Raw genomic sequence first — 25,414 nt, 5'->3', positions numbered from 1 at the left:
GCGCTGGCACCCGGCAGACGAGATGGTTCCCAAATGGAAACACCCGCGCGAAAGAAATCTTCACGCGAGCGTAATGGCTTTGATTTTCAGGGCGAGGCCCTTCGGCTATCTATTGGAAGAAATCCTGCAATTGAACTTTATCGCAAATCCAGAAGCATCCTATCTAATCCGTATTCTTTAGTCCGTATCCGGCCGCTGGTATGCCTTCTGCAGGTATTGCCGCGCCTCGTTCACCGCTCCCTGAGTATTGTCATTCGTCTGCACGGCCTGGCGATACTCGTTCACAGCGCGGTCGCGCTGCCCCGTAACATCGAATATCTTCCCTAACTGAATATGACTCCAAACCTCAGTCCATCGCGGATCGCCATCGCCGCGCAAGGCATCGCGATAAGCATTGGCGCTGGCCTGGTAATTGCGCTGCGAAAACAGCACTTCGCCAATGCGATAATCCGCCAGCGAACTCTGTGCATTCGCTTCCAGCGCCTTTTGAAATTCGCCCAGCGCTCCCGCGAGATCTCCCTGCGCCACTAACTGCTGCCCCTTCAGGATTGCCACTCTCACCTGTAAGTCGGGAGTAGCCTTCAGCAGCCAGTTATCCGGATCGATGGCGATATGTCGAGGCCTTCCAAAAGTATCCACAACAAACTGCGAGTCCGAGCCGACCACGTCCACCTTCTTCATCTCCGTCTTGCCGTCGGTCTCTACCCGCAACTCCACCGGCATCCGGAATAAGTCCAGATCCTGCTGCACCTCGCCGATCGTACGAAAGCCCTTGTTATTCCCCAGCCGGTATACCGCGTACTTATTCACAAACTGCGGCGCACCCGTACCGTCCACCCATTGCGCAAAGAACGGAGTAAGCTGCATCTGGCTCTGCGCCTCCGCGACTTTCTCGAAATCGCTCGACCGCATCGGCTTGTCGGTGTACTGGCTCAACGCGCCCTTCAATATCTTCTTGAACATGTCGTCGCCGACTTCCCAGCGAAGCATATGGAACACCATCGCGCCCTTTTCCAGCGTCATCGACTGGAACTGCGGCGAAAACGGACTCAACCGCGCGGCGCTCGACAGCGGCGTCGTATCGTATGCCAGCGCGCCCGCCGAAACATCCTGAATCGCCGTCTTCATCGCCGTCTTGCCGTTCTCGTCTTCTACATACATCAGTTCGCCATAGCGCGACATCCCATTGGTAATCCACGCATCGTTCATCGAATTCGGGCTGACTTCGGAACCCCACCACTGGTGCGCAATCGTGTTCGCCAGCAGGCGAATCCCCGACTTATCTCCCGTCCGCGAACCCATGATCGCCGCCAGTTCCGGCGCCCAGGCCGCAGGCAACGTATCGTCCGGCAACTCCACCACATTCAGCCGTCCCGACTCCGGCGCGCCGAAGATATTGGTAAAGAAATCAACTTCTTTGGCCGCCGTCTCAGCCAGCTCATTTCTCGATTGCTGATGGCTCACCGTCAGATAAACATGAATATTGGCCGCGCCACTCGGAGAAACCGGAGCCACAAACCGTCCCGCAATCACCGTTCCAGGAAACCCAGGTTTCGTCCAATTGAAATTGAACTGATCTCCCGGCTTGCCGTCGGCCAGCGTCACCTCCGTCGGGTTACCCTCGCTTCCGCTCGCCAGCACCCGCATACCTTGCGGCACCTTGATATGCATCTGCGCCGTAAACCGGTCTGTCAGGTAGCCCGTCGTCGGAAACCACCGCGCGGGGTACAGGAGATAAGTAACCGGCTCCTGAATCGCCGCCAGCTTCAGTCCTTCGACCGGGCCGTCCTCGTTTCCGGAGATCGTGCCTTCATACGCAAATGTCCAGCGAACCGGCTTCCCCTTCACAAAAGGCGTCGCTGGAGAAATCCGAATACTTCCGTCCGCCGTCCGATCCCCGGTCAACAGCTTGCCCGCGTCATCGGTTACTTTCGTCAGCTTCAGCGCCGGATGAAACCCAAATGTCACCTGGTCCGCAGTCTCCGGCGCTGTGAAAGTCACCACCGCCGTGGCCACCAGATGATGAGCGGCCGGGTCCAGTTCCGCGTCAATTACATAGCCCTGAATCGCCATCCGGTTAGCCGCCAGCGAAGTCTGAGCCGCAACCACTCCCGGCGACGCCAGCGAGAGACCTGTGATAGCCAAGGCAGCGGTCAAGAGAGAAGGGAACTGAGTCCATTGTTTCCGCATAGTGGAAATCATCCTGTACCTGATCTTTCTCATAAATCCCGCTAACCTGCCAACTCGCCATTGCGCGGAACGCGCGCTAACTCGCTAATCCTACCGTTTCCAGCACAATTGTGGCCACCGCGGCAATTGCCGTCGCCTTGGATCCCCGCCCAGCGCGCAGTTTTTCCCCCACCGCCACAAGGCCAGCCATCATCTCCGCGCGCGAATCCCCATCTGCCAACAGCGGTTCTAGCTCTTGGACGATGCGACCTGCCTGAAAGTCATCTTGAATCAGCTCAGGGACAAGACGCTTATCCGCCACCAGGTTCACCATCGCGACATGCGGCACTGTCACCACCCGCTTGGCAATTGCATACGTCACCGGCGACACCCGGTACACCACTACAAAAGGATTCCCAATCAGCGCCGCCTCGACCGTCGCCGTACCGCTCGCCACAATCGCCCCCCGCGCATGAAAAAGCGCAGCCCGTGCATCGCGCACCATGCGCACCGGTAGACCATCCGCGAACTCCGACAGCAGCCCAGTCACCACATGCGCCTGCGCTATCGTCAGCGTCGGAGCCAGCGGAAGCAAAAACTCCATATGCGGATCGCGCTCAAATAGCAGCCGTGCCGCTCGCGCCATCTCCGGCAGATTCAGTCGAATCTCTTTCGCCCTACTCCCCGGCAACAACCCAATCCAGCGATTGCCAGGGTCAAGCCCGTTTCCCTCGGCAAACTCAGCGCGTGAAACCCCGGGTAACTCTAAATCCGCCAGCGGATGCCCGACATACGTCGCATTCACCCCGCTCTCCCGGTAAAACGGCTCTTCAAACGGAAAGATCACCAGCATCCGGTCCACAAACCGCTGCACCTTCCGGATTCGCCCCTTTTTCCACGCCCAAAGCTGCGGGCTCACAAAGAAGATCACCGGAATCCCCAGCGCATGAAACTCCTCCGCCAGCTTCAGATGAATATCCGGAAAATCAATCAAAACAGCGACATCCGGCCGTCGCTGCCGAATCGCAGCCTTCAGCTTCCGGTACTCGCGATAAATCTGCGGCAAATGCCGGATCACCTCAGTGATCCCCATCACCGCCACGTCTTCCGATTTGACGACCCGCTCGCAGCCCAGAGCCTCCATCCGCTCTCCGCCCATGCCAAAGAACATCGCACCAAGGCAACGGGATTTCAGCTCCGAGATCAGCAACGCCCCATAAGCCTCGCCACTCGCCTCACCCGCAGACAGAAAAATGTTCGGAGATGTCTTCTGCATCTCATTCAGCTTATAGGTTTCTAAGCAAGATGTTCTATCGTACAAGCATCCCAGCGCCAACGGCGCGACGCTATCCCAGCCAGGCCATCGGCCTGGGAAAAATGCGAATGCGGAGACGAACAGGGCTGAAAGCCCGCTCTATGCTTTCGAAGATAAACTGAAGAGGATGACTTCCAAATTCACACCAGAGGAAATGCAGCGACGTCTAGCCGCACTGGATTTACTGCACAATCTGCGCGTTCCATTTTCTCCGGGATATATATTCGATCGGGAAGAAGCCAATTCGCGTGAAAAAACGCCTCAGTCCCCCAGCGCCAACCCCGAAGCCAGCTCCGGCGCCAGCACAGCCGAAGCCGCCCCCGGCTCCTGATCCTTATATTGCAACTGATACAGCTTCCAATAAATCCCCCGCTGCCCCAGCAACTCCTGATGCGAACCAAACTCCCGCAGCTGCCCCTTGTGCATCACCAGAATCACATCCGCACGCTGCACCGTCGATAGCCGATGCGCAATCAGCACCGAAGTCCGCCCCTCCACCATCCGCTCCAGCGCCAGCCGAATCTTCATCTCCGTATCTGTATCGACGCTCGAAGTAGCTTCATCCAGAATCAGAATCCGAGGATCATACGCCAGCGCCCGTGCAAAGTTGATCAGCTGCTTCTGCCCCGTCGACAGCGAATTCCCGCGCTCCAGCACCGGCTCATCAAACCCCTTCGCCAGCCCCTGCACAAACTCCAGCACATTCACATCGCGCGCCGCAGCCACCATGCGGTCTTCCGTAATCTCCGCCGCGCCCAGCCGGATATTCTCCGCAATCGTCCCGGTAAATAGGAACGGGTCCTGCAAGACGACCGCGAAATGCCGCCGCAACGCGCCCAGATCATGTTCCCGGAGGTCCACCCCATCCAGATAGATTGCACCACGCGTCACATCGTAGAAGCGCATCATCAGGCCCGTCAGCGTAGTCTTGCCCGCGCCGGTGTGTCCGACAATCGCAACCGTCTGCCCCGGCTCCACGACAAATGAAACATCCTTCAAAATCCACTCAACATCCGGCATAGCAGCCAACTCCGCCGCCGAAGCCGCCGCAACTTTCGCTCGCTGCTCCTCCGTAAGCGCCTGGTAGGTAAACCAAACATGCCGGAACTCGATCCGATTCGACCCATCCCCGGCCTTCGCCTCAGCAGGCGAAACAATCTCCGTCGGCGTGTCGAGAAGCTTGAAGATCCTCTCGCAGGCCGCCATCGCCGCCTGCAAAATATTGAACTTCTCGCTCAAGTCCATAATCGGCCGGAAAAACCGCTGCGAATACTGGATAAACGCCGACAGCACCCCGATCGTGACCGCGCCCGCCACCATCGAAGTTCCCGCCTCAGCCGAGTGGATCACCCCAAACCCACCCCGCCAGATCACCAGCGCAATCGCAATCGACGACAGGATCTCCACCGCCGGGTAATACAGCGCATAGGCAAAAATCGTGTCCTTGAAGGCGATCATGTGCAGCTCATTCACCTTCGTAAAGTCGTTGAAGGCCCGCTCCTCGCGATTAAAGAGCTGCACCACAGACATCCCGCTCACATGCTCCTGGGTAAAGCTGTTGATCCGCGCAATCGCCCCGCGCACCCGCCGGTAGCTCTCGCGCACCGACTTGCGAAACAGATTCGTCACCACCACAATCAGCGGCAGCACGCTCAGCGTGAGCAGCGCCAGCTTCCAGTTCATCGCCAGCATCACGCAAACCATCACCGTCAGCGCAAACACGTCGTCAATCATCGACAACACGCCAGCCGTGAACATCTCATTGATCGCGTCCACATCCGAGGTCAGCCGCGTTACCAGCCGCCCCACCGCATGTTGATCAAAGAACCCGATATGCATCCGCTGCATATGCCGGAAGATCTCGCGCCGCAGGTCAAACATCACCTTCTGCCCGGTCCACTGCATCAGGTAAGTCTGTGTAAACTCAAACCCATACGCCAGCAGCAGCGCTCCCAGATAAAGCGAAGCCAACTGCCCCAGCCCGGTAAACGGATCATCGCTCAGCCGCCGCCCCAGCCAGTTCGTGCTCGGACCAGCCGAAAGGATCGTGGCGTGGGAAGTCAGATACCGGTCCAGCCCGACTTTCACCAGATATGGCCCCACCACATCCGAAGCAGCCTTCAGAATCACGGCAATGACGGAAATCGTAGCCTGCAGCCGATATGGCCCCAAATACCGGCCAAGCCGCATCATCAGCCGGCCATCGTAAGCCTTGCCGCTAACCTCGTCCTCAGCCTTTTTCGGCGTATTCGTCTCGTCTGCCATTCAGGATGTCTGGACCCTTTGGATGATCCGCCGGGGGATCTCGCTTCAGAACCATTGTAGCGGGAAGACTTCTGTCTCTTCGTTAAACTGATACAGCGCCAACGGCGCGTCATTATCCTTACCCAGGCCATCGGCCTGGGTAAGGTAGACCGGAATAGGGATCACAAGGCTGAAAGCCCGCTCTATCACACGTCAAATTGCTGATTCCCGGTCCATTGCCCTCACCGAGGGAATATTATCGATGAGCGAAGGCACAAGGCCGTTCCTCCGTGCCATACTACGCTTCGCAACGAGGTGCAGCATGAGGCGCAACTCCGCGGTGCTCCTGCTCTTACTGGTTTTCGCAGGATTAGATTCGGCAACAGCCAAGTCCAAGAAGCCATCTCTGCCCGAGGCCTTCGAGACCGCTCACACGGTCTTCGTTGAAACCCGCGACGGCGTCGACATTACCGACATCCGGCTCGATCCCGACGACCGCAACGCCATTCTCGATGTCCAAGACGGCATTCAGGACTGGGGCCGCTACACCCTCAGCCGTTCACGCCGCGACGCAGACCTGATCCTCGTCGTCTACAAAGGCCGGATAGTGCGCGATCAGCCCAACTCCGCAACTCCAGGCACGCTGCGAATCCCAGGCGGCCACTCTCCCATTCAGGACCCCGCAGATGCATCACAAAGCGGCACCGGCAACCCCTCGCCCGACGGTCTGAGAGAAGAAAAAGATCAATTATGGGTTTACACCATCCAATCGGACGGCAAACTCAAGGGCCCAATCTGGCGCAGCGAACAGGAACGCGGCCTCAGCGGCCCGAACGTCATGCTCCTCCGCAGGCTGAAAGACGAAGTAGAAAAGTCCTATCCGAATGCTCCACCGAAACCCCAGCCCACCCCCTGAACAGGAGTGACCCCAGCCTCCCCAGCGAACTCCGAGTCTGTTTCAAGGCCGGACTGCTGAATTTGTCTCTCCCGTCTCGGCCAAAATCGTACATCCAAATCACGCGTCACCGGAGGGAGCAGGGGCCTTCAGGCCGCTGAGAACAACCAATAGCGAAAAGGGGCTTCAGCCCCGGAGTTTCGACGGTTTCGGATCAAGCGCGAACTTCACCTCTTCGCACTATCCTTCAAAAGCCCAAGCCTCATCAGGCTCTCGGCAGTAGCCACAATCGCCTCCTCATTCGACCGCGGAACCCATCCCAGCACCCGCCGCGCCTTTGCATTCGAAGCATTCTTCACCTTGCCAAGCTCCGGCACAATCTGCCTCACCGTCGGATCAAAGACCGCAATCGTCCGCAGGAGCCAATCCGGCAATTGCCCCGTCGGCACCCGCTTGGCTGCCGCACCCATGCGGCGCTTTAGGATCAGGGCCATCTCCAGCATCGAGACGGATTCCCCCGCAACCGCAAGAAAGCGCTCGCCCTTCGCTGCCGGGTCGGTCATCGCGCGCAGATGCAGATTCGCCACATCGCGCACATCCACTACCCCAAAGCTCAGCCGCGGGCACCCCGGTACCCCGCCATCCATAAGCCGCTGCACAATCACAATCGAGGTCGCATAATCCGGCCCCAGCACCGGTCCAAACACGCCCACCGGATTCACCACGGAAAGCTCCATCCCGCCGCCCTCTTTAGCAATAAACTCCCACGCCGCCCGCTCCGCCAGCGTCTTCGACTTCATATACGGAGGAACATTCACCTTTCCGTCGAGATTCGACCACGTCGTCTCATTAAACGGAGTCGTCGTCGCCTCGTGCCCATAACCAATCGCAGCAAACGACGAGGTCAGCACCACCCGTTTCACACCCGCATCCCGCGCCGCTCGCAGCACGCGCAGCGTCCCTTCGCGCGCGGGCACAATCAGTTCGTTCTCGTCCTTCGGCACGCGCAGCGGAAAAGGCGAAGCCACATGCAGCACAAACTCACAGCCCGCCACAGCCTCCGCCCAACCCGCATCCTTCTCCAGATCGGCAGCCGCAAAGGTCAAGCGATCACCAGCCTCCGCCCCACCCGCCGCGAGCATGGCCCGTACATCCTCATCGCGCTTCAGATTCCTTACCGTCGTCCGCACCCGGTACCCCGCCGCCAGCAGTTGCAGAATGCAATGACTGCCAATAAATCCCGAACCACCCGTAACCAGAACCATGCTCATAAATAGAGATTCTCCTTCACCCGACCATCCTACCGAATCCGCTCATCCAGCCCCTCATCCAACCTCAGCACCAGGCGGCTTTCGGTCACCTCCGCCAGTTTCTTCAGCGTCCGGATCTTCGGCAATCCGAGCCCTGCCTCCAGCCGCGCAATCGCCGACTGCGTCGTACCCATTCGCCGCGCAAGCTGCGCCTGGGTCATCCCCGCGCGCAATCGAGCCCTCCTGATCTGCTCCGTCAATCCAAACTCCGGTCTAAGTTCCGCAAGCATCCGTTCAAACGCGGCATCCCTCGCAATCCGTTCTTCCTGTCGCAAAATGTTAGTCATGGAAGTGGAAGATAGCATGCACGCTATATATAAAACGCAAGCCATAAACCAATGCACAAACGGCTAAATGTTGCGCAAATTCATGTCACCGAAAACAAACCACATGCAGGAAATTCCACTTGACACTCACAAGCCGGAAATCCCACCCAAAAATGTTCCACGTGGAACATTTCCATAGAACGGCAGTGAGTCTCACCGTCCTCCCTACAGAGCAGCTAAAAATGCTGTGTCCGGCACGATGCCTGCCGCGTCCAATTGGAGTTGGCAACTTTGAAGCTAAGAGACTGAAGGGGACGGCCTTAAACCGCATAAACAGCCTTGATTATCAGAAATTTTGAGTACCTGCTCGCTTTGAATAAAGAGCGCCACTTCGCCCGTGCCGCTGCGGAATGTCATGTCTCCCAACCGACCCTTTCCGCCGGAATCAAGCAACTCGAAGAAGATATGGATGTGCTGATCGTCAAGCGCGGCCGTAAATTCGAGGGATTTACACCCGAAGGAAAGCGAGTGCTCGCCTGGGCGCAACAGATGATGGAAGATTGCGTGCGGCTGAAGCGCGAGCTGCACGAACTCCGCGAACACGGAATGCAGGGGCCGTTCCGACTGGCCATGCTGCCGGCAACCTCCGCGATCAGTTCGGTGCTGAGCATCGCCTTCTCTGAAAAATTTCCGGATATACAGATGTCGACCGAGACCGGCGACGTGACCCAGTTGCTACACGCCGTGCGTAACGGCGGGGTGGACGTAGCGCTCACCTATATCGACGAACCGATGACGGACGGGCTGGACGCATTCGCCTTGTATCGCGAGCGAATGTTTCTGTTCACATCAACTGACGCGGGAGAAGCAGACCGCGTGAGCTGGGCGGATGTTGCCGCACTTCCGCTTTGCCTTTTGCGCTCGGCAATGCCGCGCAGCGCGGAGCTGCAGCTTGAAAGAGCGTCGAAGATGATCTACACCGATTCAACAGCAGTGCTGGCAGCCCATCTGAATACAGGACGATGGTCGACGGTGCTGCCGCAATCGCTGGCATCAACTCTGCCATCGGTGTCGTCGCTCCGAGCCATTGCCATTGTCAAGCCGGTGGAGCAGGCGAATGTCGGATTCGTGACCGTAAAGAGCAATCCGCTTCCGGCTGCGGTACATGCGTTTATGGAGATGGCGCATTCGCCCGAGATGGTCAGTGCGATTCGCGCGATGCTGACCGCCTATCAGAAGTTTCGGGTAAAATCGCCTCGTTAGATTACAACTGCCCTGATAGAAATAAGCTATCAACTAATCAGAATTTCCAGTTTGATTCGCACGCGGGACGATGTCATTCTGACAGAGTTATGTCGCTTGGCGTATTAGAACCGCAGAGTTATTCCCTGAATCAGGTTTTGATTCTTGATGAATTGAAGCAGTCGCTCGCAGCCGTGAGCGAAGCAGAAATCGAAACAGCCCAACGGAGAATCCTCGCAGCAAAGCGAATCTTCGTCGCAGGTGCAGGACGTAGTGGGTTGGCGCTGAAGATGGCTGCGATGCGCTTCATGCATCTTGGGCTGGAGGTTCACGTGGCTGGAGAAGTCACCGCTCCAGCGATTGGTCCGGACGATCTTCTTCTGGTTGCATCCGGTTCGGGCGCCACCGCCAGCGCGGTACATGCAGCCGAAGTTGCGCGGAAGGTCGGCGCCGAGGTACTGGCTGTCACCGCGACGCGCGACTCGAAGTTGGCAAACCTGGCGCAGTGGCTGATTGTGATTCCCGCAGCGACCAAGCAGAACCTGAATGGGACAGCATCCGCGCAGTATGCCGGTGCGCTCTTCGAGCAGAGTGTGATGTTGCTTACAGATTCGATGTTTCATGCGATGTGGCGCGAATGGGGCGAGAGCGCGGAAGAGCTCTATAAGCGACACGCAAACCTTGAGTAAGCAACTCAGGGTGCGAAAAGAATCACTGTGCGGCGTCACTCAACAATTTTTAATGGCCGTGGATACGGCCCAATCTTCACGAAGTAATAGGAAAGAGAGTTAACGATGAAACTACAGGTTGCAATTGATCTTCTTTCAACCGCGGATGCGCTGAAACTGCTGAATTCGGTAGCGGAGCACGTCGATGTCATTGAGCTTGGAACCCCGCTGATCAAGCAGCAGGGCCTCAGCGTTGTCACCAATGTAAAGGCCGCTTATCCGGATAAGCTGGTGTTCGCGGACATGAAGACCATGGATGCGGGCGAACTTGAAGCTGATCTGGCATTCAAGGCCGGCGCGGACATTATGACTGTGCTCGCCTCCGCCGGCGACAGCACGATCGAAGGCGCTGTGAAGGCCGGCAAGGCGCACGGCAAGGCCGTTGTGGCCGACATGATCGGCGTGGTCGATAAGGCAGCACGCCTGAAAGAACTGAAGGCGCTCGGCGTGAGCTGGGTCGAACTGCACGCTGGTCTCGACGAACAGGCGCAGGCCGGCTACTCGATTGAGAAGCTGCTTGAAGTAGGACGCAAGGCGGACGTGCCTTTCTCTGTTGCAGGCGGCATCAATACCGACCGCATCGAAGGCGTTGAGAACGCGGGAGCGACGATCGCTGTTGCGGGCGCGGCGATTTATGGCGCGAAGGATCCTGGAGCTGCAGCAAAGGCGCTTCGGGAGAAGATCAAGCAACTCGGATAAGGTTGTCAGAACAAATTATGAGTGGGACGGGCGAATAGTGCTCGTCCCACTTTTTTGCCGATGAAATCTGTCGAGTTTCCACTTCATCTGGTCTGATTAAATTGGCACGAACCGCATAATAATTCAAGACTTTACCGCGCCACTCACATCACCTCGCTGCACTGAGCGTATGTTTTCGGTGACAAGTCGCCAATTATTTTCTATATTCCTGTTAAGAGCAGCCTTCATCCCGTCGAGATGGAGGAAACGTCTGGCGCGATGGGACAGACATACTTTAAGCGAGCCAGGTTGAGCTATTGAGTTGCCTTGGGTCCAATCCGAGGACCCGTCCATGTCGAGTGAAAAGCCCCCTGTTTTCCTGCGGAGAATCAACGAATACGGGGAATATGAGTCCGCATGCCCCGCTTGTTTCGATGTAATATCAACGCGGGCTCGTGAGGCTGATTTGGAGCAGGACGAAGCAAACCATCGATGCAGTGAAATGATCCTGAATGAAACTCTGGATTATTTCCGGTCTCATCTTCTCGTCGAGCAGCCCAGCTCAAGACGCTAGAGCATGCTCATCCCTTTTCTGCTGTAACAATCGATAAGAATTATGGCTGGCTGTGCGCACCTTGAGAGCGAACTCTTGGAAGGCTAGACTAAAGCTGAACTAAAGCTAATCGATGCTAACGTTTTCCATTGTGATCGCGGCTCTGCTGACGCTCGCCCCGTATCTAGCAGGAGCTTTTTTCGGACGGCAACTTGCGACTGTCACTGAGAAGCTCAGCGTGGCGGCGCGCCTTGTTGCTCCTGCTACCCTGTGTGTTCCGTATGGCATCGTTGGGATCTCGTTCGGAGTTTTCCGGTGGTATTGGCTGGCACTTTACGCGACACTGCCGGTCGCGATTGCAGTCATGTTGCATCAGGCTCGCTGCGCCGATGCCGAGCAACGTGGGAACTGGCGCGACTATCTCGTTCTGATCTTGTTGGGTATGGCTGTCGATCTGCGTTGGTTTGAGCCTGCATGGCCTGCGCATTTCGCAGTCTTCAACAAAATCCTGTTGCTCGACGCGGGCATTTACGGCTTCGGGATGCTCCGTCGGCTTGACGGCGTGGGCTTCGATTTGCGGCTGCGATTGCGCGATCTGCGGTTAGGGCTCCGCGAATTTCTTTTCTACACGCCGATTGCGATCGTTCTTGGCTTAGGCATCGGCTTCCTGCATTTCCATGATCTTTGGCCCTCGCCGATGCAGTTCAGTGGTGCGTATCTTTTCACGTTTTTCTTTATCGCCGTGCCGGAAGAACTCTTCTTTCGCGGGTGGATGCAGAACCTGTTGGAGCGCCGCATTGGCCGTTATCCTGCACTTATTCTTACCGCGGCGCTCTTTGGGTTATCGCACTGGAATAAGCGGACTACCAGCTTCAATTGGCAATATGTGTTGTTGGCGATTCTGGCCGGTGTCTTCTATGGCCGTGCATGGCGTCAGGAACGGCGCGTCGGAGCTTCCGCGATTACACATGCCACGGTTGATACCGTGTGGTCGATCTGGCTGCGCTGATGATTGCCGTGATGATGCGCGTGTTCGCGATAGGTTAGATAGCCGAGGCCCACGCGCATGTTATGGTCGATGGGTCCGGGAATGGTAATTGCGATGCAGATGCCGAAGATAGCGTGCGCAATAGCCGGGATGTAAATGTTGCGATAACGCTGGAAGATAAGACATGCGGCGTAGCCCCATATTAGAGTCAACGCAGTCAGTATGGGACTTGGCAGGTGCGCCAGCGCGAACAGTCCGGTAGCTGCAATTGCGGCCAGATACCTGTTTGAAACTAACCGCATGAAACGAAGTAGAAAGAAGTTCAGCAACAGAAACTCCTGCAGGAATGACCAGATGGTGTACGACCAGTAGCGCGATAGGAAAAGACCGGCTGACGAGGGTGCGTGCAGCGTTTGCAGATGAGCTGCTAAAACGACAGCGGCAGCGGCTAGCGCAAGCGCGACAGCTACAACCCAGACGGAACGCCAAAAGCCCGCGACGCGAAAGCCCATTTCTCGCGAGCCGTCGAACGAGCGCCACGTGACGATTAGAACCAGGGCCAGCGTCGCAATTGCGAGATATGTCTGCCATGGCCGCGGAGTCCAGAGTGCAAGCAGGATGAGGCAATACACTCCGGAAAGCTCCCATATATCCCGTTGCCGGCGATGCGTGGCCGGAAGGCGTTCCGGGACGCCGGGTTGAAATTCGGTTGTTGCAATCAGAGTCATGCAGCCCTGTTCTTTACCACAAACAAAACAATGGACGCAGCGCCATGCAATTTGGATGCGCACTGCGCAGATTGTAGTTCGTCTCATTCGCTTCGATTCATGGAGCAATCGGCCAGTAGGACTGTGTTCGGGCCGGAGATGAGAAAATACCTTTGAATGCCAGCTTCTTCTCACAATTCGCTCGGCCTTTACTTTTCGATTCCGTTTTGCCGCGCCAAGTGCACGTATTGCAACTTTGCTTCGGGCGTCTATCCTGCGAGCGACCATGCCCGCTACGTGGATCGATTGCTCGAAGATCTTGCGAATGCGCCATCCTGGGCGGAATCCATGCAGGTCGATTTACCGAAGCAGGTTGACACGATCTATTTTGGAGGCGGGACGCCGGTGCTGCTCGCGCCCGAACTCTTCACGCGAATTTTTGCGGCTGTTCGCGACCGGTTTCAAGTGGATGCGGATGCAGAGATCACTATCGAGTGCGCACCAGGACAGCTCTCCGATGAGACTCTTGCGAGCATGGCCGAGGCGGGCGTCAATCGCGTGAGCCTCGGTGTGCAGTCTTTTGTGGATCGGGAAGCTGCGTTGAGCGGACGGCTTCACACCCGTACGCAGGTACTGGACGATCTACGCCGGTTGCGTGCTGCTGGAATCGCAAATCTCAACATCGATCTGCTGGCTGGACTGGCCGAGCAGACGATGAGTTCGTGGCGCGAATCGCTCTCGGTTCTGGCGGAGACGGGTGTGCCGCACGCCAGCGTTTACATGCTGGAGATTGACGAGGATTCGCGGCTGGGACGGGAGTTGATCTCGGGTGGGGCTCGCTATTCTGCCGGACTGGTGCCGACTGATGATGCCATTGCGCGGATGTATGAAGACGCGATTCTCGCCTTCGCCGACGCGGGACTGCAGCAGTATGAGATTTCGAATTTCGCTCGGGAAGGCCAGGCTTCCCGGCATAATCTGCGCTATTGGCAGCGGCGGCCATATCTCGGGGTTGGCCTCGATGCTTCGTCGATGCTGCGATCTTCGGTTGAGGAAGACCGCGCCGTGCTGAGAGCAACAACGACGGACGATTTGTCTGGCTATTTGAGCAACTCGGAAGCGTCTTCGGAGACGGCATGGCTCGGTTCGGCGCAGCAATTGGAAGAGGCCTGGTTTCTTGGGCTACGCTGCAACTCAGGTGTTCGCATTGACGACTTGCGCGGTGAGTTTGGCGCGTCGGCAATTGAGCCCCCGGTGGATGCGGCGCGTCGTCTCGCTGCAGACGGATTGCTGATTATGGAAGGCGATATTGTGCGGCTGACAAGTCGCGGGCGTCTTATCTCCAATGATGTTTTCGCCGAGTTCCTGGGCCTTGCTTCCGCTGTAGAAATGGCGCGCTGAACGGGTGATTTCCGCGACCTTGCTTAATCGCAATCCCGGCACGTTTCATATCTGTACTGCTGCAAATTAGACTGGGATGGAATGCAACTGAGACGGATTTCATCCGGAGATTACAATGCCTAATTTGTACCAAGCCCAAGCAGAGAATACGCCCGATAACGTCATTGATTTGCGCAGCGACACAGTCACCCGGCCTACGCCCGAGATGCGCGCGGCCATGGCTGCCGCCGATGTCGGCGACGATGTCTATGGTGAAGATCCAACCATCAATCAACTGGAACGCAGAGCTGCCGAGATCTTTGGCCGCGAAGCCGCCATCTTTGTGCCTACGGGAACGATGGGCAACCAGATGGCGATTCGGCTGCATACGCGGCCCGGGCAGGAGATTATCTGCGAGTCGCGGTCTCACATCCTGGACTGGGAGATGGCGACGGCAGCGAGCTTTTCCGGGTGTATGATTCGCGCGGTCGCGGCTCCTCGCGGCATTCTGACCTGGGATCATATTGCGCCGGTGATCTTCAAACGCGGAGGGTTTCGCGCGGATACCGGCCTGATCGAGATCGAAAATACGGCCAACCTCTCTGGCGGGACGGTTACTCCGCTGCCAGTATTGGAAGAGATCTGGGCGGAAGCGCGGAAGCGCGGTTTGCCGGTTCATCTTGATGGCGCTCGCGTTTTCAATGCGGCGACGACTCTGGGCGGGGATGTTTTTGACGGTGTCCGGAAGCTGACGAGCGGCTTCGATACGGTGATGTTCTGCCTGTCCAAAGGGCTGGGGGCGCCAGTCGGATCGATGCTGGTGGGCAGCAAGGCCGCCATTGATGAGGCCCGCATCTACCGCAAGGCGCTGGGCGGAGGGATGCGCCAGGCAGGAATTCTGGCCGCCGCCGGACTGATTGCGCTGGAGAAGATGTCGCTGCGCCTGCACGAAGACCACGCCAATGCGCGGATGATCGCCGGGACGCTGGCGCAGATTCCGGGCGTCGAGATCGATCTGGATGCGGTGCAGACCAACATTGTGATTTTCTCGCTGCGCACGGTGCCAGCGGTGGATCTGACGGCCAGCCTCAAGGCGAAAGGCATTCTGATGAGCGCCGTAGGCCCGCAATCGGTGCGCCTGGTGACGCATCATGATGCGGATGGGGCAGCTTGCCGGAAGGCTGCGCAGGTTCTTGTTGAAGAGCTCGCAAGTGTAGGCCAGGCAACAGCTTCGGTGGTCTAGACGCTGACTTTTCCTCATGTTTTAACCATAGAAACGCAACTAATTCGAGTCGTTCGACGTTCTATGCAATAGAAAGACCGGATGCCCGCCAGCTAAACGGCGAGGCTCTAAGAATTCACCGAGAAGGAGTCAACACAAGTGAAGAAATTTCTTCCAGCTTTGCTGCTTGCTGTCTCTCTGCTACCTGCCGCCTCTTTTGCGCAGGTTGTGGTCCGCATTGGACCGCCCGCGCCAGTTGTCGAAAGACGCGGCCCCGCACCGGGACCGGGTTTTGTCTGGATCGATGGTTATCAACGCTGGGACGGACAACGCTACGTCTGGGTTGCAGGCCGCTGGGATCGTCCACCCCATCCTGGCGCGCACTGGGTTGCCCATCGCTGGGTACACAAGAACGGCGGTTACGTCATGGTTGAAGGCCACTGGCGGTAATCCTATATAACGCAACGCAGCAGGCCAGCGCAGATCTCCCCTCTGCGCTGGCCTTTTTGTCAGGTGCCGAATTGAATCTTGACTTGCGCCAGATAATCCTCATAAGACTGGCCCGGTTGGGGACTAAATTGCTCTTCGGAGATGCGAAGACTCTGAAAGCGGTCGACGCGAAAGCTGCGAAAATCGACCCGGAGTTCGCACCAGGCCACCAATGTCCAGACATTCCCCCAGAAGAGCAGCGCCAGGGGACGCAACCTGCGCTCGGTGATCTGAGATTTCTCGTCGCAATAGGCAACCTCGATCACCTGGCGGCTATCGATGGCAATGCGTAACTGCTCCAGCAGCTGCCGCGTAGAGCCTTGATTTTCAAGGTGATACCCCGGGACGTACAGTGGAACGGCATCGATGCGGTCGCGCAGCGCCGGGGTGAGAACAGCTTCGATCTTGCGTAGCGCGTCGTTGGCAGCAGCGGCTAGCTCGGCGTCTCCCCAGGACGCCACCATGCGGCTGCCGAGTACGAGGGCCGTGATTTCTCTTCGATCAAACATAAGCGGAGGAAGGTCGAAGTCGCGCCGCAGGGTGTAGCCGACCCCGGCTTCGCCCAGAATGGGGACGCCGGAGAGCTGAAGATCCTGCACGTCGCGGTAAATCGTGCGGTCGGAGACCTGGAGCTTTTGCGCAAGGCTGCGCGCGGTTTGCAGCCGGCCCGCGCGCAGCAGTTGGACGATTCGAAATAGCCGGTCGGCCCGACGCATGATGATGGCATCCTATCCCAACGGGGCAATCTGGCACAGGAACCGCCTAAAACGTAGCGTGCAAGCCGACGCGGTTGCCGTCCAGATCGCGAAACTGGGCAATCCAACCCATCTCGCCGGGCAGTTGAGCGACCTCCTGCAACAGTTCTCCGCCTGCTGCCTTGGCCCGCTTCAGCACGGCATCCAGTTCGCCATCGCAATTGAGATAAACGACGGCTCCGTCGGTCGAAGGGCGACCTTCGATTTTGGGGTCGTGGGTGACGGCGAGGGCTCCGGTGGTGGCTGTCTCGTGGCGTTTCGGAAACATCGCAATCCCCGGAAAACGCTGATCGGTGGCCAATTTCGTATCGAAGACGGTCTCGTAGAATTGGGTGGCGCGGTCCAGGTTGGTAACCGGCAGTTCAAACCAGACCACGTTATTGAGGCGCTTTTCCTTTGTCATCTCTATCTCCCCGCGTGAAAAGTCACGCTTAAGAGTGATATTGCTCCACCCATACTGACAGCATCCTGTCAGTAGTCATTTGGAAAAAGTTGTTGCTATATCAACTTCCTCTGACGCCTTTTGCATTGGACGCGCATCTATAATGTCAATATGCCGAAGTTTTCCATCGTGGTCCCCTTCCACAATGAAGAAGAGAATGTAACCCAGCTATACGCCCGACTCAAATCCGTAATGGAACAGGTAGGCGACAGTTTTGAGCTGGTATTGGTCGACGACGGTTCCAGCGACCGCACTTACAAGCTGCTTGAAGAGATTGCCGCGGTCGACAGCCGTGTGCTGGTGGTCAAGTTGCGGCGAAATTTCGGGCAGACTTCGGCGCTGGCGGCGGGCTTCGACAACGCGAATGGCGACTTCATCATCGCCATGGACGGCGATCTGCAGCACGACCCGAATGAAATTCCTGCTTTTATCGAGAAGCTCGAAGAGGGTTACGATGTGGTCAGCGGCTGGCGCAAGGAGCGGATTGACAACTTTGTCATGCGCCGCTTTCCGTCGCGTTGCGCCAACTGGCTGATGGCCAAGCTTTCGGAAGTGGATATTCACGATTTCGGCACGACGTTTAAGGCGTATCGCCGGGAAATCATTCATAACATTCCACTTTACGGCGAGATGCATCGGTTTATTCCGGCGTTGGCGGCCTGGTATGGCGCGTCCATCTGCGAGATTCCGATCAAGAACGTGATGCGTGAGCGGGGCAAGAGCCACTACGGCATTGGCCGCACCTTCCGCGTCTTCTTTGATTTGCTGACGATCCGCTTCCTGCTCAAGCACATGAGCCGTCCGCTGCACTTTTTCGGAGGGTTTGGGGCGCTGGGTATTGTCACCGGTATGCTGTTCTCGCTGTTCCTGCTGGTGGCCAAGCTGATTCATCCCCACCAGAATGTGATGGATGAGCACGGACCGCTGTTTGTGGTGGCCGCTGTGCTGATTGTGGCTGGAATCCAGATGCTGGCCATTGGCTTGCTGGGTGAGTTGCAGGTGCGCCACTACCATACGAGCAGTCATCGCGCGCCGTATGCCATTGACCGGCTGGTGAGGCTGCGGGCTCCGGAAGAGCCAAGTCTGCTCTCGGGCAACTAGCGCTCTCAGTACAAGACGAAATCGACCCCCGCTCCGGCTGCCGGAGCGGGGTTTTTCGTTGGTGCGTGGCTTCGCGTGCCTTGCTTTGTGTACACTTTCTCTGTCTGTCCAATCTGTTCCGAAGTGCTGTCGAAAGAGGGAGATCCCATTGCTCCGTAAGATTCTTGCCATCGCGCCGATTCTTTTTGTAAGCGTATCCATCGCAGCAAGCGCCCAAAATGCTGAGCTGGCGCATTACGAGCCAACCATTGAGTCGCTCGATAAGCATCCGCTGCCAGCCTGGTATGACGATGCCAAGCTCGGGATCTTCATCCACTGGGGGCTATATTCCGTTCCGGGATGGGCACCGGTGCAGCACGCAGATCATGACTTCGCGTCTCTCGACTACATCGTCAACGATCCCTATGCCGAGTGGTATTACAACGTCGTGCGCATCCCTAACTCGCCGACGGCGCAGTATGACCGCGAACATTTCGGGCCGAATCATAACTATTACGACTTCACTTCGACCTTTAACCAGGAAAGCAAGAAGTGGGACCCGGATAAGATGGCGGCTATCTTCCGCGATGCGGGGGCGAAGTATGTGGTCCTCACAACCAAGCATCATGAGGGCTTTACGCTGTGGCCGAGCAAGGTGGTCAACCCGAACCAGGGCAATCTGCAGGCGGAGCGGGACATAGTCGGGGAGCTAACTCAGGCGGTGCGCAAGTCCGGCCTGAAGATGGGGCTTTATTACTCGGGAGGATATGACTGGACCTTCAATCGCGGGCCAATCGAAAAGCCGGCGGATTATGAGAATGTAAAGCCGGAATCGACGGCTTACGGAGTCTATGCCGACGCGCAGATCGAAGAACTTATCAATCTCTATCATCCTGCGGTGCTTTGGAATGACATTGATTGGCCTAAGTCGGGCAAGCCGCTGCAGATCATGGCCGACTACTATAACTCGACGCCGGATGGGGTAGTGGATGACCGGTTCGGCGTTCCTCACTCGGACTTTACTTCGCCGGAGTATGCGAAACTCGACCAGATCAGCAAGAAGAAGTGGGAAGAATGCCGCGGATTGGGAATGTCGTTCGGCTACAACCGCGCGGAGGGCGATGCGCAGACCATCGCACCGCAGGAGCTGATTGAACTGCTGGTGGACATTGTCAGCAAGAATGGCAATCTGCTGCTTGACGTCGGTCCGGAGGCAGACGGGACGATTCCGCCGATTCAGCTCGACCGCCTGGAGAAGCTTGGCGTGTGGCTCAAACAGAATGGCGAGGCGATTTACGGAACTCATCCGTGGACGCGACCCAATGGAACGACGAATCAGAAAGATGCTGCGGGCCGCACTGTCGACTTGCGCTTTACGCAGAAGGACGGGCATCTTTATGCCACGCTTTTCGGCAAGCCCGCTTCTTCCACGGTTGTGCTGCATAACCTGGTTGCCGCGCCGGGTTCGGAGATAACTCTGTTGGGTAACTCCGGGCCGCTGAAATGGAGCCAGAAGGCGGATGATCTCGAAGTGACGCTGCCGACTTCGCTTCCGGGCAGTTATGACTGGGTGCTTCGGCTGCAAACAGCCAAGTGAATGAGTCATGACGGTCTTTCGTGAGATGTATCTTGGTAGACAGTTCGCCTCCGAGCGAGATTACAGGGAAGTTCAACGAATGCTCAGTGAGACGATCGAGCGCGGATATGTTCTTGAAATTCCAGTCAGCAGTGATCGACGCACCTACCACGATGAAAGATGGTTTCTGGAGAAGGAGACCGGAGTCGTATTTAGCTTGGTAGGGCCCGAAGAGAGATGGAGGGGATTTTGGGGCGAAGTCGAGTTTCCAAATGCCAAGACGGTTTAGCCCTTTCAGCCCGTCAATGATGCGAGAAAGCAAATCGTGTAATTGAAGCGCTGATGCCTCTCTCGATTCTGTACAACGAATCACTTGATCCCCGACGCCTATGATTCGAGGGGCAGAGGGCACCCCGGACAGGGTATTCTGAGCAAGTCATGAAAGCTATTCAGATTCACCAGACAGGCGGCCCGGAAGTGCTTACCGTGGCCGAGATTCCCATCCCTACGCCCGGTCCGGGGCAAGTGCTCATCAAGATCGCGGCTACGGGCGTCAACTTCATCGAGATCTACTTTCGCGAGGGCCGGTACAAGGCTCCGCTGCCGCTGATTCCGGGAATGGAAGCTGGGGGAACGGTCGAGCAGCTTGGCGACGGCGTGGACGGTTTTGCCGTTGGCGATGCGGTTGCGTCTACCGGCGTGATCGGAAGCTATGCGGAATATGCACTGGTCCCGGCCACTCAACTGGTCAGAGTGCCGGCTGGCTTGGATTTGAAGCAGGCTGCTGCGGCGATTCTGCAAGGCATGACGGCGCACTATCTTTCGCATTCGACCTTCCCGCTCAAGTCCGGCGATACGGCGCTGATTCATGCCGCAGCGGGCGGGACGGGTCAGCTTCTGGTTCAGATGGCTCATGCGATTGGGGCACGAGTGATTGCCACCGTTTCGACACAGGCGAAAGCTGAATTGGCCCGCACAGCAGGTGCGGACGAGGTCATTCTTTATACCGAAGCTGATTTCGAGACCGAGACGAAGCGGCTCACGGAAGGGCGCGGCGTGGATGTGGTCTACGACTCGGTGGGCAAGACGACTTTTGAGAAATCGCTGAACTGCCTGCGCCCGCGCGGCATGATGGTGCTCTTTGGCGGGTCGAGCGGAGCGGTGCCGCCGTTCGACCTGATTCAATTGAGCACGCGAGGTTCGCTGTTTGTGACTCGCCCAACGCTCAAGGATTACATTGCTACCCGCAAGGATCTTGAATGGAGGGCCGGAGACGTCTTTCGCTGGATTGAAGAAGGCAAGCTCAAGGTCCGCGCCTCTCACACCTACCCGCTCGCCGAGGCAGCGCAGGCGCAGATCGACATTGCTTCGCGCAATACGACCGGTAAGCTGCTGCTGATTCCGTAGAGGACTCTTGTGTCGACGATTGAAATCACCGCAGAGGATCAGGTATTTGTGCTCACAGGCGCTGGGATCAGCGCGGAAAGCGGTTTGCCGACCTTTCGCGCTGCGGATGGGCTTTGGGAAGGCCATCGTATTGAGGATGTCTGCACGCCGGAGGCATGGGATCGCAACGCTGAGCTTGTCTGGCAGTTCTATTCGGCCCGGCGCGAGGCTGCGGAAAAAGCGCAGCCGAACCCTGGGCATCTTGCGCTGGCAAAGCTGGAGTCGGAGTTAGGCGAGCGTTATCTTCTATGCACGCAGAACGTGGACAATCTGCATGAGAAAGCCGGTTCGCGGCGTCTCGTCCACATGCATGGGGAGCTGTTTACATCGCGATGCAGCGAGGAGTGCGGCGAACCGCCGCAAACAGATCACGCGCTCTATCCAACACTGGCCAACGTTGCGCGATGTGCCTGTGGAGCGCTGCTGCGTCCGCACATCGTCTGGTTTGGCGAAACGCCGCTGGAGATGGATTGGATCACGGTCGAGATTCGCCGCTCTACGCTGATGCTTGTCGTTGGTACTTCGGGGTCTGTTTATCCGGCGGCCAACTTTGTCCACTGGGCGCGGCAGGGCGGCGCGAGGACTGTTTATGTCGGTCCGGAAGCTCCGCTGAATGCATCTGCCTTTACGCACGTGGTGACAGGAAAGGCCGGGGAAGTGCTCCCCGGCCTGCTGTCTGTGAGTTGAAGCAATTGTGGACTTAATTTTCTTTCCCGAACAGTCCGTTGTAGATGAGGCCGCCGAGAATGCCGCCAACGAGCGGAGCCACCCAGAAGAGCCAGAGTTGTTCGAGCGCCCATCCTTGCACGAATAGCGCCTGGCCGGTGCTGCGCGCTGGATTCACCGAAGTGTTGGTGATGGGAATGCTGATGAGATGAATCAGCGTGAGGCAGAGCCCGATGGCGATGGGCGCGAAGCCCTTGGGGGCGCGTGAGTCGGTCGATCCCATGATGACGATGAGGAAGAACGCAGTCAGCACGATCTCCGCCACGAGGCAGGCCATGAGTGAGTAATGATCGGGGGAGTGGTCACCGTAGCCGTTGGAGGCGAATCCTCCGGCAAGGCTGAAGCCGGCCTTGCCGCTGGCGATTACGAACAGCACACCGGCTGCAAGAACTGCTCCAACAACCTGCGCGAGGATGTAAGGCAAGGCCTCGCTGGCGGGGAATCGCTTGCCTGCCACGAGTCCTGCAGTGACGGCCGGGTTCAGGTGGCATCCGGAGATGTGGCCGATGGCGAAGGCCATGGTCAGCACCGTCAGCCCAAAGGCCAGCGCGACCCCGGCGAATCCGATGCCGAGGGTCGGATAGGCAGCGGCAAACACCGCGCTGCCACATCCGCCAAAGACTAACCAAAAAGTTCCAAAACACTCAGCGAACGAGCGCTTAATGAGAGACACGGGACTCCTCCACGGGTTTAATCTATAGCGGAATTGTGCTGGATGTCTTCGCCGCTACGCGCGCAAACATTACACGACTTCCGTCCGTGGAGGCAAGTTAATTCCTGTCGTTGCAGATCAAAAGTGAAAGCGATACTTCAACTGCGCTGAAATTATGCGCGGATCGTTGTAGTGGAATCCGCCGATGGTAACTGAGTTATCGAGCAGGACGCGGTGGTTGGTAACATTGAGCACGCTTGCTGACAGGTGAAGCCGTTCGCCGAACGCATGGCCGCCTGAAATATCAAAGGTAGTGTGCGCCGGCAGGTACGCTCCGTTGTACGGGCCCTCGTTGGCACCCGCAAGGCCATTCGTAAATCCTGAGCCGTAGTACACGTTCGTCGAGAACCATGTATGCACCGGAAGATTGGTCGTGAATCCGGTGTTCAGGGTGTCGCGTTGATCGTGGTCAACCGGGGTGTAGTCCGGGCCGAGATAGCAGGCCGGGTCGTTGGGAATACTGCAGGTGAATCCGCCAATGATGTTGCCGCGCTGCTCGGCGATCTGATTGGAATACGTCAAATGAAACTGCCCGAGTTTCGCCAGTCGCGGCGAACGGAGCGTTGTTTCCCAGGCCCGAACCAATGCGCCGTCGACGGCAATCGGGAAATACATATTCGATTCGCCGAGGTTCGAGTGATCGAGAAAATTGTTCACACGGTTCTTCACGTTGGTGACATCGAGCACCCAGCCTTTGTAGGGGATCTGAATGCCGAATTGGTGCTCTTCGTCGCGTTCGGACGGGATGGGAGTGAAGGTGTTTTCGCCGGCCGGCAGGTTGCTTGCGTAGTTCAGCACGGAGGCTGAGACGGTTTCTAGCGGGGCGGGCTGGAAGAAGTGTCCGTAATAGCCGCGCAGGACCCAGTGCAGCTTGGGGATCTCCGCTGTTGCGCCGATGCGTGGGTAGGCCGCGCTCTCGTCGAGACCACCGTGGTAGATCGAGAAGCGCATTCCGCCAAGGAGCGTGATCCATTGGTTCACGCGCAGGTGGTCGGAAATGTAGAACTCGACTAGCCCTGCGTTGGCCACGCCTGTGGTGTTGGGCTGGGATTGCGCTGAGCCGTCGTTGACGATGAACCCGAAGAGGTCGCTCTCGTTCTGGAAAAACGAGTACAGGCCGCCGGAGAAGCTGTTTCTCTTGCCTACGTCAGCGCGGAGGTCGGCTTGTGCGCCGGCGTAGTTGGATCGCTGGTGCCACGTGGTCGCCACGGTCGGATCGGTCGGAAGCGAGTCGTAGTCGGATTCGTTGAGGTGGTAGAAGGGAGCGATCTGGAACATTGCCTTGGACGAGATGGTGTGCACCCAGTTGGCGATGAGAAACCCATCGTGCTCGGTCTGCGCGTCGCGGAGGCCGAAAGAGTCGTAGTAGCCCGAGGTGAATTCGTAATCGGTGTTGCTGGGATCGTAGGGTACATCGAAGTGATCATTGCGGAACTGCCCGGTGAACCGGAGCTGGTCTTTCGGGGTCTGGTTGCGCACTACGGACGCGAAAACGCTCTCGGAGTTGGTCGCGTCGTGAAAGACAGCCGCTACCGGCGTAGCCAGGCCGTAGTTGGAACGCGAGCCGGTGACGCTTGTGTACCAGGCGGTTCGGGCGGAGTGATCGCCTAGCGAGAGCTGGGTTTCGCCAGTATCGTAGGTGCCGCCCGTTACCAGCAACTCGGCGTCGCGATTGCGTTCAAAGCCGCTTCTTGGCAGCACGTTGAAGGCGCCGTAGGTGCGGTCGCCGATCTCCGAATCGTAGCTGCCGCGCTCGACTTCCAACTGGTCGATGTCTTTGGGATCGATCTGCGGGCCGACGTTGGAGGCGATCTTGGTATTGGGAATCGCGATTCCATCGAGAAGCCAGGTGGTCTGGTGGCCGCCGCGCATGTGGAGCATGTCGTGGGTCATATATGCGCCGGGGACGTAGTCGGTGATCATCTGCGAGCCGATGGTGCGGCCGGCGCCTGGGGTTTCGTCAATATCCGCGCGCGAAACCAGGGTCGTAGGCGTGACGGAGTCGACCAGGCTCTCCGTTCCATTGACTGTGACGGTTGTCTTGAGACTGGCTACATTCAGGGCGAAGTGCAACACAGGATGGGTCCCCGAGAGCAGAGTCACGACTTCTTCCGCGTCGGAGAATCCGTTGGCCTCTACGTGAATGCGATAGGTGCCGAGCGGCACAGAAGCCAGATCGAACTGGCCGTTACCATCGGTTGTTGCCGTCAATTCGAAGTCCGAATCAGCGGCGTGTATCGTAACTTCCGCTCCCTTGACAGGAAAATGCTGTCCATCGTGAACCACGCCATGCAGAGAAGAAAATACTGTAGCCAGGCTCGGAATCGATCCAAAAGCTGCCCATAACGACAGGAAGGCCACAGTAATTAAAGTACGTAAACGCATACAAACTCCAAAAATGAAACAGGAATGCGAGTTAGTAGATGCACTCGCGCCCGGCAGGCCGATATTGGCTATCAGTCGTGCCGCTGTTAGCCGCGTCTTGAATCGC

The 25,414-nt window shown here is 57.5% G+C and carries 22 protein-coding genes; 12 read left to right on the top strand and 10 right to left on the bottom strand.

Annotated elements, in window-relative coordinates:
• Positions 1-177: 177 nt before the first annotated feature.
• From OHL23_RS14700 to OHL23_RS14690, 3 genes are all read right to left on the bottom strand, one after another.
• A complete protein-coding gene (locus OHL23_RS14700) occupies positions 178-2,190 on the bottom strand; it encodes a M1 family aminopeptidase (RefSeq protein ID WP_263352665.1) in 2,013 nt (670 codons plus the stop codon).
• Positions 2,191-2,266: 76 nt separating this feature from the next.
• The gene (gene lpxB, locus OHL23_RS14695) at positions 2,267-3,445 is read right to left on the bottom strand and encodes a lipid-A-disaccharide synthase (protein WP_263352664.1); all 1,179 of its coding nucleotides are present in this window, start codon (positions 3,443-3,445) and stop codon (positions 2,267-2,269) included.
• 300 nt (positions 3,446-3,745) lie between these two features.
• A complete protein-coding gene (locus tag OHL23_RS14690) occupies positions 3,746-5,749 on the bottom strand; it encodes an ABC transporter ATP-binding protein (protein WP_263352663.1) in 2,004 nt (667 codons plus the stop codon).
• Between the two features lie 301 nt (positions 5,750-6,050).
• Here OHL23_RS14690 and OHL23_RS14685 point away from each other — a divergent pair, with 301 nt between their 5' ends.
• Complete coding sequence (locus OHL23_RS14685; protein ID WP_263352662.1) at positions 6,051-6,644, top strand: hypothetical protein; 594 nt, start codon at positions 6,051-6,053, stop codon at positions 6,642-6,644.
• Between the two features lie 206 nt (positions 6,645-6,850).
• On the opposite strand, the gene OHL23_RS14680 is transcribed toward OHL23_RS14685, so the two are convergent.
• Together OHL23_RS14680 and OHL23_RS14675 are read right to left on the bottom strand one after the other, a co-directional pair.
• A complete protein-coding gene (locus OHL23_RS14680; protein ID WP_263352661.1) occupies positions 6,851-7,894 on the bottom strand; it encodes an SDR family oxidoreductase in 1,044 nt (347 codons plus the stop codon).
• 29 nt (positions 7,895-7,923) lie between these two features.
• On the bottom strand, positions 7,924-8,220 hold the full coding sequence (locus OHL23_RS14675; RefSeq protein ID WP_263352660.1) for a helix-turn-helix domain-containing protein: 297 nt from the start codon (positions 8,218-8,220) through the stop codon (positions 7,924-7,926).
• A gap of 318 nt (positions 8,221-8,538) precedes the next feature.
• Here OHL23_RS14675 and OHL23_RS14670 point away from each other — a divergent pair, with 318 nt between their 5' ends.
• From OHL23_RS14670 to OHL23_RS14655, 4 genes are all read left to right on the top strand, one after another.
• A complete protein-coding gene (locus tag OHL23_RS14670) occupies positions 8,539-9,462 on the top strand; it encodes a LysR family transcriptional regulator (RefSeq protein ID WP_263352659.1) in 924 nt (307 codons plus the stop codon).
• A gap of 89 nt (positions 9,463-9,551) precedes the next feature.
• The gene (gene hxlB / locus OHL23_RS14665) at positions 9,552-10,130 is read left to right on the top strand and encodes a 6-phospho-3-hexuloisomerase (protein WP_263352658.1); all 579 of its coding nucleotides are present in this window, start codon (positions 9,552-9,554) and stop codon (positions 10,128-10,130) included.
• Positions 10,131-10,235: 105 nt separating this feature from the next.
• Positions 10,236-10,868 carry a 3-hexulose-6-phosphate synthase gene (gene hxlA / locus OHL23_RS14660; RefSeq protein ID WP_263352657.1) on the top strand — a complete coding sequence of 211 codons (633 nt, stop codon included), beginning with the start codon at positions 10,236-10,238 and terminating at the stop codon, positions 10,866-10,868.
• Positions 10,869-11,533: 665 nt separating this feature from the next.
• Entirely contained in the window at positions 11,534-12,409 is an 876-nt protein-coding gene (locus OHL23_RS14655) for a CPBP family intramembrane glutamic endopeptidase (protein WP_263352656.1), read from the top strand.
• Here OHL23_RS14655 and OHL23_RS14650 read toward each other — a convergent pair.
• Positions 12,334-13,116: a CPBP family intramembrane glutamic endopeptidase gene (locus tag OHL23_RS14650; protein WP_263352655.1), complete on the bottom strand. Its 783-nt coding sequence runs from the start codon at positions 13,114-13,116 to the stop codon at positions 12,334-12,336. The genes OHL23_RS14655 and OHL23_RS14650 overlap by 76 nt on opposite strands.
• A 156-nt stretch (positions 13,117-13,272) precedes the next feature.
• Here OHL23_RS14650 and hemW point away from each other — a divergent pair, with 156 nt between their 5' ends.
• The 3 genes from hemW to OHL23_RS14635 all read left to right on the top strand — a co-directional run bounded on the left by hemW (position 13,273) and on the right by OHL23_RS14635 (position 16,147).
• Positions 13,273-14,496 carry a radical SAM family heme chaperone HemW gene (hemW, locus tag OHL23_RS14645; protein ID WP_263352654.1) on the top strand — a complete coding sequence of 408 codons (1,224 nt, stop codon included), beginning with the start codon at positions 13,273-13,275 and terminating at the stop codon, positions 14,494-14,496.
• A gap of 115 nt (positions 14,497-14,611) precedes the next feature.
• On the top strand, positions 14,612-15,718 hold the full coding sequence (locus tag OHL23_RS14640; RefSeq protein ID WP_263352653.1) for a threonine aldolase family protein: 1,107 nt from the start codon (positions 14,612-14,614) through the stop codon (positions 15,716-15,718).
• Between the two features lie 138 nt (positions 15,719-15,856).
• Entirely contained in the window at positions 15,857-16,147 is a 291-nt protein-coding gene (locus OHL23_RS14635) for a YXWGXW repeat-containing protein (protein ID WP_263352652.1), read from the top strand.
• A gap of 59 nt (positions 16,148-16,206) precedes the next feature.
• Here OHL23_RS14635 and OHL23_RS14630 read toward each other — a convergent pair whose 3' ends face one another.
• Together OHL23_RS14630 and OHL23_RS14625 are read right to left on the bottom strand one after the other, a co-directional pair.
• Positions 16,207-16,902: a helix-turn-helix transcriptional regulator gene (locus tag OHL23_RS14630; RefSeq protein ID WP_263352651.1), complete on the bottom strand. Its 696-nt coding sequence runs from the start codon at positions 16,900-16,902 to the stop codon at positions 16,207-16,209.
• A gap of 46 nt (positions 16,903-16,948) precedes the next feature.
• A complete protein-coding gene (locus OHL23_RS14625; RefSeq protein ID WP_263352650.1) occupies positions 16,949-17,344 on the bottom strand; it encodes a VOC family protein in 396 nt (131 codons plus the stop codon).
• A gap of 150 nt (positions 17,345-17,494) precedes the next feature.
• On the opposite strand from OHL23_RS14625, the gene OHL23_RS14620 reads away from it, so the two are divergent.
• The 4 genes from OHL23_RS14620 to OHL23_RS14605 all read left to right on the top strand — a co-directional run bounded on the left by OHL23_RS14620 (position 17,495) and on the right by OHL23_RS14605 (position 22,172).
• Positions 17,495-18,484 carry a glycosyltransferase family 2 protein gene (locus OHL23_RS14620; RefSeq protein WP_263352649.1) on the top strand — a complete coding sequence of 330 codons (990 nt, stop codon included), beginning with the start codon at positions 17,495-17,497 and terminating at the stop codon, positions 18,482-18,484.
• 148 nt (positions 18,485-18,632) lie between these two features.
• Entirely contained in the window at positions 18,633-20,060 is a 1,428-nt protein-coding gene (locus OHL23_RS14615; RefSeq protein ID WP_263352648.1) for an alpha-L-fucosidase, read from the top strand.
• Between the two features lie 417 nt (positions 20,061-20,477).
• On the top strand, positions 20,478-21,446 hold the full coding sequence (locus tag OHL23_RS14610; protein WP_263352647.1) for a quinone oxidoreductase family protein: 969 nt from the start codon (positions 20,478-20,480) through the stop codon (positions 21,444-21,446).
• A 9-nt stretch (positions 21,447-21,455) separates the two neighbouring features.
• Positions 21,456-22,172, top strand: coding sequence for an SIR2 family NAD-dependent protein deacylase (locus OHL23_RS14605; RefSeq protein WP_263352646.1), 717 nt, complete (start codon positions 21,456-21,458; stop codon positions 22,170-22,172).
• 13 nt (positions 22,173-22,185) lie between these two features.
• On the opposite strand, the gene aqpZ is transcribed toward OHL23_RS14605, so the two are convergent.
• Together aqpZ and OHL23_RS14595 are read right to left on the bottom strand one after the other, a co-directional pair.
• The gene (gene aqpZ / locus OHL23_RS14600) at positions 22,186-22,884 is read right to left on the bottom strand and encodes an aquaporin Z (protein ID WP_263352645.1); all 699 of its coding nucleotides are present in this window, start codon (positions 22,882-22,884) and stop codon (positions 22,186-22,188) included.
• Between the two features lie 117 nt (positions 22,885-23,001).
• Positions 23,002-25,308, bottom strand: a complete 2,307-nt coding sequence (locus OHL23_RS14595; protein WP_263352644.1) for a TonB-dependent receptor — start codon at positions 25,306-25,308, stop codon at positions 23,002-23,004.
• Positions 25,309-25,414: the final 106 nt, after the last annotated feature.

This window comes from Acidicapsa acidisoli, from assembly GCF_025685625.1.
Taxonomy (GTDB): domain Bacteria; phylum Acidobacteriota; class Terriglobia; order Terriglobales; family Acidobacteriaceae; genus Acidicapsa; species Acidicapsa acidisoli.
Note: the sequence above shows the minus strand (reverse complement) of the source record. Positions and strands in the feature narration are given on the sequence as shown.